This window comes from Arthrobacter sp. CMU6, from assembly GCF_059090205.1.
Window position 1 is genome coordinate 1 of sequence record NZ_JBNHFL010000061.1, and the last position, 8,161, is coordinate 8,161.

The 8,161-nt window shown below is 66.0% G+C and carries 5 protein-coding genes and 1 pseudogene; 3 read left to right on the plus strand and 3 right to left on the minus strand.

Annotated features, from left to right (window positions below):
• Both AC5RWD_RS22865 and AC5RWD_RS22870 read left to right on the plus strand, forming a co-directional pair.
• Nucleotides 1-110: pseudogene (locus AC5RWD_RS22865) on the plus strand (MBL fold metallo-hydrolase); the annotation flags it as partial.
• A 106-nt stretch (nucleotides 111-216) separates the two neighbouring features.
• Nucleotides 217-2,562 (plus strand): FdhF/YdeP family oxidoreductase, encoded by a 2,346-nt coding sequence (locus AC5RWD_RS22870; RefSeq protein ID WP_494022213.1) that lies wholly within the window; start codon nucleotides 217-219, stop codon nucleotides 2,560-2,562.
• A 68-nt stretch (nucleotides 2,563-2,630) separates the two neighbouring features.
• On the opposite strand, the gene AC5RWD_RS22875 is transcribed toward AC5RWD_RS22870, so the two are convergent.
• Genes AC5RWD_RS22875 through AC5RWD_RS22885 form a run of 3 tightly spaced genes read right to left on the minus strand, consistent with a single transcriptional unit; the run spans nucleotide 2,631 to nucleotide 6,541 of the window.
• Nucleotides 2,631-5,138: a GcvT family protein gene (locus AC5RWD_RS22875; RefSeq protein ID WP_494022214.1), complete on the minus strand. Its 2,508-nt coding sequence runs from the start codon at nucleotides 5,136-5,138 to the stop codon at nucleotides 2,631-2,633.
• Nucleotides 5,139-5,173: 35 nt separating this feature from the next.
• Nucleotides 5,174-6,142, minus strand: coding sequence for a formyltetrahydrofolate deformylase (gene purU, locus AC5RWD_RS22880; RefSeq protein WP_494022215.1), 969 nt, complete (start codon nucleotides 6,140-6,142; stop codon nucleotides 5,174-5,176).
• Nucleotides 6,143-6,184: 42 nt separating this feature from the next.
• Complete coding sequence (locus AC5RWD_RS22885) at nucleotides 6,185-6,541, minus strand: bifunctional 3-phenylpropionate/cinnamic acid dioxygenase ferredoxin subunit (RefSeq protein ID WP_494022216.1); 357 nt, start codon at nucleotides 6,539-6,541, stop codon at nucleotides 6,185-6,187.
• Between the two features lie 247 nt (nucleotides 6,542-6,788).
• On the opposite strand from AC5RWD_RS22885, the gene AC5RWD_RS22890 reads away from it, so the two are divergent.
• On the plus strand, nucleotides 6,789-8,030 hold the full coding sequence (locus AC5RWD_RS22890) for an NAD(P)/FAD-dependent oxidoreductase (RefSeq protein ID WP_494022217.1): 1,242 nt from the start codon (nucleotides 6,789-6,791) through the stop codon (nucleotides 8,028-8,030).
• Nucleotides 8,031-8,161: the final 131 nt, after the last annotated feature.

Genomic DNA, 8,161 nt, shown 5'->3' on the forward strand with positions numbered 1-8,161 from the left:
TCCGCGAACGCCTCCTCACCCTCCCGCCGGAAACCACCGTCAGGACCGGACACGGAGAAAACACCACCATCGCCGCCGAACGCGAAACCCTCGCCAAAGTGGCCCAGTAAGAAGTAAAGACAAGATCGCCACACGCAAGGCGCGCCAGGAATACCTGGCGCGCCTTAGTGGCGATCAAAGCAGGCACGAAAAGCAGCCGGTTAGGAAGTTGGAACAATGAAGTTCGGGAAGCAGCCCGCCCCCGTCGCGGACATCAACGAGGACGAGCTTGAAGTCCACAAGCCCAAGACCGAGGCCGCCGGCGTCAAGGCCGTAATGGTGGCGCTGGAACGCGCCGTGGCGCAGGCCGGCGTGACCAGGACGGCGCAGTCGCTGCTGCGGCTCAACCAGCGCGGTGGGTTTGACTGCCCGGGCTGTGCGTGGCCGGAGTCGGACAAGAAGCGCAAGGCCGCCGAGTTCTGCGAGAACGGCGCCAAGGCCGTGGCCGAGGAAAACACCCTGCGGACCGTGGGCGCGGAGTTCTGGGCCAGGCACTCGATCGCGGAGCTGTCGGAGAAGACCGAGTACTGGCTGGGAAACCAGGGCCGGCTCAGCGAACCGGTGGTCATCAGGGAGGGGGAGACGCACTATTCGCCGATCTCCTGGGCGGACGCCTTCGAGCTGATCGGGGAGCACATCCGGGCCAGCACGCCGGACCGCTGCGTCTTCTACACTTCCGGGCGCACGGCCAACGAGACAGCGTTCATGTACCAGCTGTTCGCCCGGTCCCTGGGCACCAACAACCTGCCGGACTGCTCCAACATGTGCCACGAGTCCTCCGGTTCCGCGCTGAACCCGACCATCGGCATCGGCAAAGGCACGGTATCGCTGGATGACATCCACGACGCCGAGCTGATCTTCGTGGTGGGGCAGAACCCCGGCACCAACCATCCCCGCATGCTGTCCGCGCTGAAGGAATGCAAGGACAAGGGCGGCAAGGTGGTGGCGGTGAACCCCCTGCCCGAGGCCGGCCTGTTCAACTTCCGTGACCCGCAGACGCTCTCCGGCGTGGTGGGCGGCGGCACGCCGTTGGCCGACGAATACCTGCAGATCAAGGTGGGCGGCGACCTCGCCCTGTTCCAGGCCCTCGGCCACCTGCTGCTGCAGGCCGAAGAGCAAAACCCGGGGACCGTCGTCGACCGTTCCTTCATTGAGGCGCAGACCGATGGTTTCGAGGCGTACGTGGAAGCGCGCCGGGAACTGGACTGGGAGGAGACGGAGAAAGCCACGGGCCTGACCCGTCAGCAGATCGAGACCGTGGCCGGCATGCTCATCAATTCGAAGGCGAGCATCTTCTGCTGGGCGCTCGGCGTCACGCAGCAGCCGCACTCGGTGGACACCATCAAGGAAATGGTGAACGTCCTGCTGCTGCAGGGCAACTTCGGCAAGCCCGGTGCCGGTGCGTGCCCGGTGCGCGGGCATTCCAATGTCCAGGGCGACCGGACCATGGGCATCTGGGAGAAGCCGAAGGAGTGGCTGCTGGAGGCCCTCGACAAGGAATTCGGCATCGAGTCGCCGCGGCACCACGGCCACGACGCCGTCGAGTCCATGGAGGCGTTCGAGCGCGACGAGGTGGACGTGTTCGTGTCCATGGGCGGGAACTTCTCGCTGGCGTGCTCGGACACGGAAACCCTGGAAGCCGGGATGCAGCGGATCGGCCTGACCGTCCACATCTCCACCAAGCCCAACCGGTCCCACATTGTGCACGGCCGCACCTCGCTCATCCTCCCCACGCTGGGCCGCACGGACAAGGACGACAAGCACCCCAAGGGCGCCCAGTTCCTGTCCGTGGAGGACTCCATGTCCGTAGTCCACTCGACCCAGGGCAGGCTGCAGCCGGTGTCCGAGCACCTGCTCGCCGAGCCGGTCATCGTGGCCCGGATGGCCGAGGCCACGTTCGGTCCCGGGCACCCGGTTGACTGGAAGACCATGGCCGAGGACTACGACGTGGTCCGCGACCATATCTCCCGGGTCCTGCCCGGGTTCGAGGACTTCAACGCCAGGGTCAGGACCAAAAACGGCTTCGTGCTGCCGAACCCGCCGCGCGACACGCGCTCCTTCGCCACTGACATCGGCCGCGGCCGCTTCACTGTCAGCCCGCTGGAGTACCTCACCCCGCCGGACGGACACCTGGTGCTGCAGACCATCCGCAGCCATGACCAGTACAACACCACGTTCTACGGCCTGGACGACCGCTACCGGGGCATCTCGGACGGGCGCCGCGTGATCCTGGTGCACCCGGAGGACCTGGCCGAGCAGGGCTTCAAGGACCGCGACCTCGTGGACGTGGTGAGCACCTTCCAGGGCACGGACCGCCGCGCTGAGAAGTTCCGGCTGGTGGCCTACCCGACGGCCAAGGGCTGCGCCGCGGCGTACTTCCCCGAAGCGAACGCCCTGGTCCACAAGGAAAACGTGGCCCGCGTGTCCAACACCCCCGGCTTCAAGGCCATGTTCGTCCGCTTCGAGCCGCACGCGGGAGGGAAAGAGGCCGCCGAGGCGCTTGAGGCTGCCACTGCCGGCTGACGCATCGCACACAGGAACGGCCCCGCTTCCTTTCGGAGGCGGGGCCGTTTCATTGCGGTGGTCCGGCGTTAGCCGCGGAGCCGTTCCATGCCGGGGTCGAACAGCGGCTCGGCGCTGACCGTGGCGGGGATGCGGCGGCCGAAGTACTCGATCTCCACGGCGTCGCCCTCGGAAACCACGGCAGGCAGCCAGGCATACGCGATCGGCTTGCGGATGGAGTAGCCGTACGCGGCGCTGGTGACGTAGCCGGACGCTACGCCGCCCACGTACACCGGTTCCTTGCCCAGCACGATGGAGGTACCGTCGTCGACCGTCAGGCAGCGCAGCACCTTCTCAGCCGGCTGTCCCTTCAGAGCCGCCAGGGCCTCCGCCCCCACATATCCTTCCTTGTCCTTGGCCACGGAGAAGCCGAGGCCGGACTGGTACGGATGGTGCTCCGTGGTCATGTCCGTGCCCCAGAGCCGGTAGCCCTTCTCCAGGCGCAGGCTGTTGAAGGCGCCGCGGCCGGCGGCGATGATGCCGTGTTCCTGTCCGGCCTCGAACAGCAGGTCCCAGAGCTTGAGGCCGTATTCGGCGGTGGTGTACAGCTCCCAGCCGAGCTCGCCCACGTAGGACAGGCGCATCGCCGTGACGGGGATGCCGCCCACCGAAATTTCCTTGGTGCGGAAGTACTTCAGGCCGTCGTTGGTGAGGTCGTCGGCGCTGACCTTGCCGATGACCTCGCGGGCCAGCGGGCCCCACAGGCCGATGCAGCAGGTGCTGCCCGTGATGTCGGTGACGTGCACCCACTTCGCCGGATCCGCGGCGGACTGCTTGCGGGCCTCAACGCGCAGGTAGTCGAAGTCCACGTTGCTGTTCACGCCAAGCTGGAAGTCTTCCTCCCCGAGCCGGGCCACTGTCACGTCACTGCGGATGCCGCCGTCGTGCTCCAGCAGCAGGCAGTAGGTGACCGCGCCGGGCTTCTTGGCGATGTTGCCGGTGCTCAGCCGGTGCAGCAGCGCCTGGGCGCCGGGTCCGTTGACGGCCAGCCGCTTCAGCGGCGTCATGTCGTAAAGTGCGACGGCGGTACGCGTCTTCCACGCTTCGGCCGCCGAGATGGGGGAGGAGAACATGGCCGCCCAGGGTTCGCGCTCCGGTGCCTGCCATTCTGCCGGCAGTTCGTCCAGCAGGGGGCGGTTGGCCTCGAACCAGTGTGGGCGCTCCCACGCGGCCGACTCCAGGAAGAAGGCGCCGAGTTCCTTCTGCCGGACGTTGAACGGGCTGACGCGCAGGTCCCGCGGGGATTCCTTGGGCTGCAGCGGGTGCAGGACATCGTAGATCTCCACGAAGTTCTGCTGCGAGGTCTCGCTGACGTAGTCGTCGCTGGTCTGGACCTTTTCGAAGCGAGTGAGCTCGGTGCCGTGCAGGTCGGTGCGGGAGCGGCCCTCGGTGAGCAGCTCGGCCACGGCCTTGGCCACACCGGCGGAGTGCGTCACCCACACGGCCTCGGCCACAAAGAAGCCGGAGAGTTCCGGGGCTTCGCCGATCAGCGGGCCTCCGTCGGGGGTGAACGAGAAGATGCCGTTGAAGCCGTCTTCGATCGCGGCGCTGCGCAGTGCCGGCAGCAGGTCCTGGCTGTCTTCCCAGGCGGGCACGAAGTCTTCCAGGGTGAACTCCAGGCGCGAAGGCATGCGGTGGTCGGACATTTCCTCGGCCGCCACCTTCGGCAGGGCGGACATGTCCACCGGCATGGGGCGGTGCGCGTAGCTGCCGATGCCGATGCGGTTGCCCCATTCGCGGTAGTACAGGTCCTTGTCCTGGTAGCGGAGGATGGGCTTGCTGGCGCCCTTGGGAAGCTCGTTCACGCCCTCGAGCCCAGCAAGGGGAGTGCTGACGACGTACTGGTGGGCCAGGGGCAGCAGCGGCACCTCAAGGCCCACCATCTTGCCGAGCTCGCGTCCCCAGAAACCTGCACAGGAAACCACGATGTCGGCAGGAATCACGCCGGAGGACGTCTCGACGCCGGTGACCTTGCCGCCCCACTGGGAGATGCCCGTGACCTCGGTGGAACCGAGGTAGGTCACGCCTGCCGCGCGGGAGCGTTCGATCAGCAGCTGCACGGCACGGGCAGCAAGGGCCAGGCCGTCAGTCGGGATGAGCAGGCCGCCCAGGACCTCGCGGCCGCCGGTGAGCTTGCCCGTGTTCAGCAGCGGGTAGATCTTTTCACATTCATCCGCGTCGACGATCCGGCTTTCGACGCCCCAGGAGGTCATCACACCCATCTTGCGCTTGAGGTCGGCCAGGCGCTCGGGAGTGGTTGCCAGCTCCAGGCCGCCCACCTGGTTGAAGCAGGACTCGCCGTCCTTGCTCAGGGAGAGCAGCTTGTTGACCGTGTAGGTGGCGAATTCGGTCATGGTCTTGGACGAGTTGTTCTGGAACACCAGGCCGGGGGCGTGCGACGTGGAGCCGCCGGCCAGTTCCAGCGGGCCCTGCTCGACGACTGTGATGTTGTTCCAACCGCGGCTGGACAATTCGTCCGCGAGGTTGGTTCCGACAATGCCGGCTCCGATGATGACGACGCGTGGTGATGCGCTCATGGTGTGTGGTTCTCCTGGTTCGCGTTAGCGGAAAGTTAGCGGAATACGACGGTGCGGGTCTTGTTGAGCAGGACTCGGTGCTGGCAATGCCACTTCACCGCGCGGGAGAGCGCCTGGGTCTCCGCGTCCCTGCCCACCGTCACCAGCGCGTCCGGGTCCTGGGCGTGGTCCACCCGGAAGACCTCCTGCTCGATGATGGGGCCCTCGTCGAGGTCGGCGGTGACGTAGTGTGCGGTGGCGCCGACGAGCTTGACGCCGCGGTCGTAGGCCTGGTGGTACGGCTTCGCGCCCTTGAACCCGGGCAGGAAGGAATGGTGGATGTTGATGGCCCGTCCGCGCAGCCGGGTGCACAGGTCGTCGGACAGTACCTGCATGTAGCGGGCCAGCACCACGAGGTCGGCGTCGTATTCGGCGACCAGCTCCAGCAGGCGGGCCTCGGCCTCCGGCTTGGTGGCTGCCGTCACGGGCACGTGGATGAAGGGCAGCCCGGCCGCCTCGGCCATGGGCCGCAGGTCCTCATGGTTGGAAACCACGACGGCGATCTCCGCACCCAGGCTGCCCGCCCGCCAGCGGAAGATGAGGTCGTTCAGGCAGTGGCCGAACTTCGACACCATGACCAGCAGGCGCTGCGGCCGGCCGTCGTGGATGCTGAAGTCCATGCCGAACTCGCCGGCGATGGCTGCGAACTCGGAACTGAGGCTTTCGGCGGTCTGCTGGAGCCCGTTCTGCTGGGCGAGCCCGGTCTGCTGGGTGAGCCGGGCGAAGGGACCCTGGTCGGCGTCGTCGCCGCTCTGGGTGAACGCGGTGCGCAGGTAGAGCTTGCCACTGACGTGATCGTCGAACTGCTGGTGCTCCACGATGTCGAAGCCACGGTCGGCCAGGAAGGTGGTGATGGCGCGGACGATGCCGGGCCGTTCGGGGCAGGCCAGGGTGAGGACAAACTCAGCGCTTCGGGCTTTGGCCTTGGCACCGGCTGCGGGCGCGCCTTCAAGGACTGTGGACAAGATGTTCTCCTAAGAGGTAGCAGCAGCTGACGTTGCAGGGCATCAGTTTGAGACGTGGCCGTTCACCGTCAGCCCGGGGGGAAGGTTGGGCTCTTCCTCGGACTCGATGACCATGATGTCGCCGTCCACAACGGTGACTTCGTGCGTCCGGACGGGGAGTTTTGCCGGCGGTGCATCAACCTGCCCCGTCCGCAGGTTGAACTTCGAGGCGTGCAGCGGGCACTCGACCTCACAGCCTTCCACCCAGCCGTCGGTCAGCGAGGCGTCTTGGTGGGTGCAGGTGTCGTCAATGGCGAAGAGCTCGCCGTCCTCGGTGTGGAAAACGGCAATGGGCGGCGCGGTGTTCAGGCGCAGGGCTTCCCCTGGTGCCAGTTCGCTGAGCGGGCATGCCTTGTGCATGGGGGGCCTCTTTTCTTGTTGGGAAGGTATTTTGATGGTGCTGGCGAGTTGTTCCGTATAGTTCAACAGCCGTCGTAATATGCAACAGCGTGCTTTCGATCACACTGTTTTGTCAAGGGCTGACCGCCCGATTACGCGCGACTCCTTTAATGAGTCACCAACCCCTTGACAGTCACCGTGGCATGGATCACGCTGTTGCATATAGCGATTCTTGTTGCGCTAAGAGCAATAGAAAGAGGGTGAAGATATGCAGACGCTTGCGATCGTGGGAGCCTCGCTGGCCGGTCTTTCCGCCGCACGGGCAGCCCGCGCCCAAGGCTTCACCGGACGGCTCGTCATCATCGGCGATGAAGAGCACCGTCCGTATGACAGGCCGCCGCTCTCCAAGGACTTCCTGCTCGGATCCATTACGGCCGAGGACCTGTCCCTGGAAACCGAAACTGACGACCTCAACGCCGAATGGCTGCTGGGTACACGTGCTGTGGCCCTGGACGCTGAATCGAAAATCATCAGCCTGGCCAATGGCCGGGTTGTCCAGGCAGATGGCATCGTTATTGCCACCGGTGCACGGGCCCGCCAGCTGCCGGCCCTCGCCGGCTTGAGCAACGTCTTCTCCCTGCGCACCCTCGCGGATGCGCAAAGCCTGGCGCCGGAACTGGTGCCGGGAAGCAAGATGGCCGTCATCGGGGCCGGCTTTGTTGGCGCTGAGGTTGCCTCAGCCGCCGCCTCCCGCGGCATGGACGTCACGCTGGTTGACACCAAGCCGGTGCCTTTTGCGGCCCAGCTGGGCACGGAAATGGGCTCGGTGGTGGCCGGCCTGCACACCGCCAAGGGCGTCCGGCTCATCTCGTCGGCTGTTATTGAGGACTTCTACGCCGGTGAAGGAAACGTGACCGGACTTCGGCTGGCCGACGGGACGTTCGTCGCTGCTGACGTTGTGGTGGTAGGGATCGGTGCGGAGCCGAACGTTGAGTGGCTCGCGGGTTCGGGTGTGGAGCTCGACGGCGGTGTGTTGTGTGATGCGATGGGGCGCACCAGTGTTCCGGGGATTGTGGCGGTGGGGGATTGTGCTGCCTGGTTTGATGCCGCGGTGGACAGGCACCGCCGGGTGGAGCACTGGACGGGTGCCTTGGAGCGTGCGGCGCTGGCGGTGCAGGCCCTGCTGGACAGTGAGTCCCCGGCGCAGCCGTTGAAGCCGCCGTATTTCTGGTCGGACCAGCACGGGGTGAAGATCCAGTTCGCCGGCCACTCAGCCGGTTACGACCGCCTGGACGTCGAAGCGGGGGAAGCCGCCGAGCACAGCCTGCTGGCCGTCTACTACCGGGAAGACGTTCCCATCGCTGTCTTGGGCATGAACCAGCCACGGCTGTTCACCAAGTGGCGGAGGAGCCTCGCGGCGTCGGCGCCCAAGCCGGCAGCCGCCGTCGTACCCAACGTCCTGACACTGGCGGACGAACCCGTCCTGGCCGGTGCCGCCGCGGGGCTGTAGCCCCGACCCTTCTGCTTGTTTGAGTTGTTTGTGTTTTTGATTGGAGAGCAAATTGTCTGTTGAGGTAAGCACGCCGAGCCTGATCCCTACGCTGGGTGGTTCTTTGTATACGGATCCGGCTGTTTTCCGGG

Bases quoted from the DNA above. Each gene is read 5' to 3' on its own strand.
- AC5RWD_RS22870 (WP_494022213.1), top strand. From the start codon at position 217: ATGAAGTTCGGGAAGCAGCCCGCCCCCGTCGCGGACATCAACGAGGAC.
- AC5RWD_RS22875 (WP_494022214.1), bottom strand. From the start codon at position 5,138: ATGAGCGCATCACCACGCGTCGTCATCATCGGAGCCGGCATTGTCGGA.
- AC5RWD_RS22885 (WP_494022216.1), bottom strand. From the start codon at position 6,541: ATGCACAAGGCATGCCCGCTCAGCGAACTGGCACCAGGGGAAGCCCTG.
- AC5RWD_RS22890 (WP_494022217.1), top strand. From the start codon at position 6,789: ATGCAGACGCTTGCGATCGTGGGAGCCTCGCTGGCCGGTCTTTCCGCC.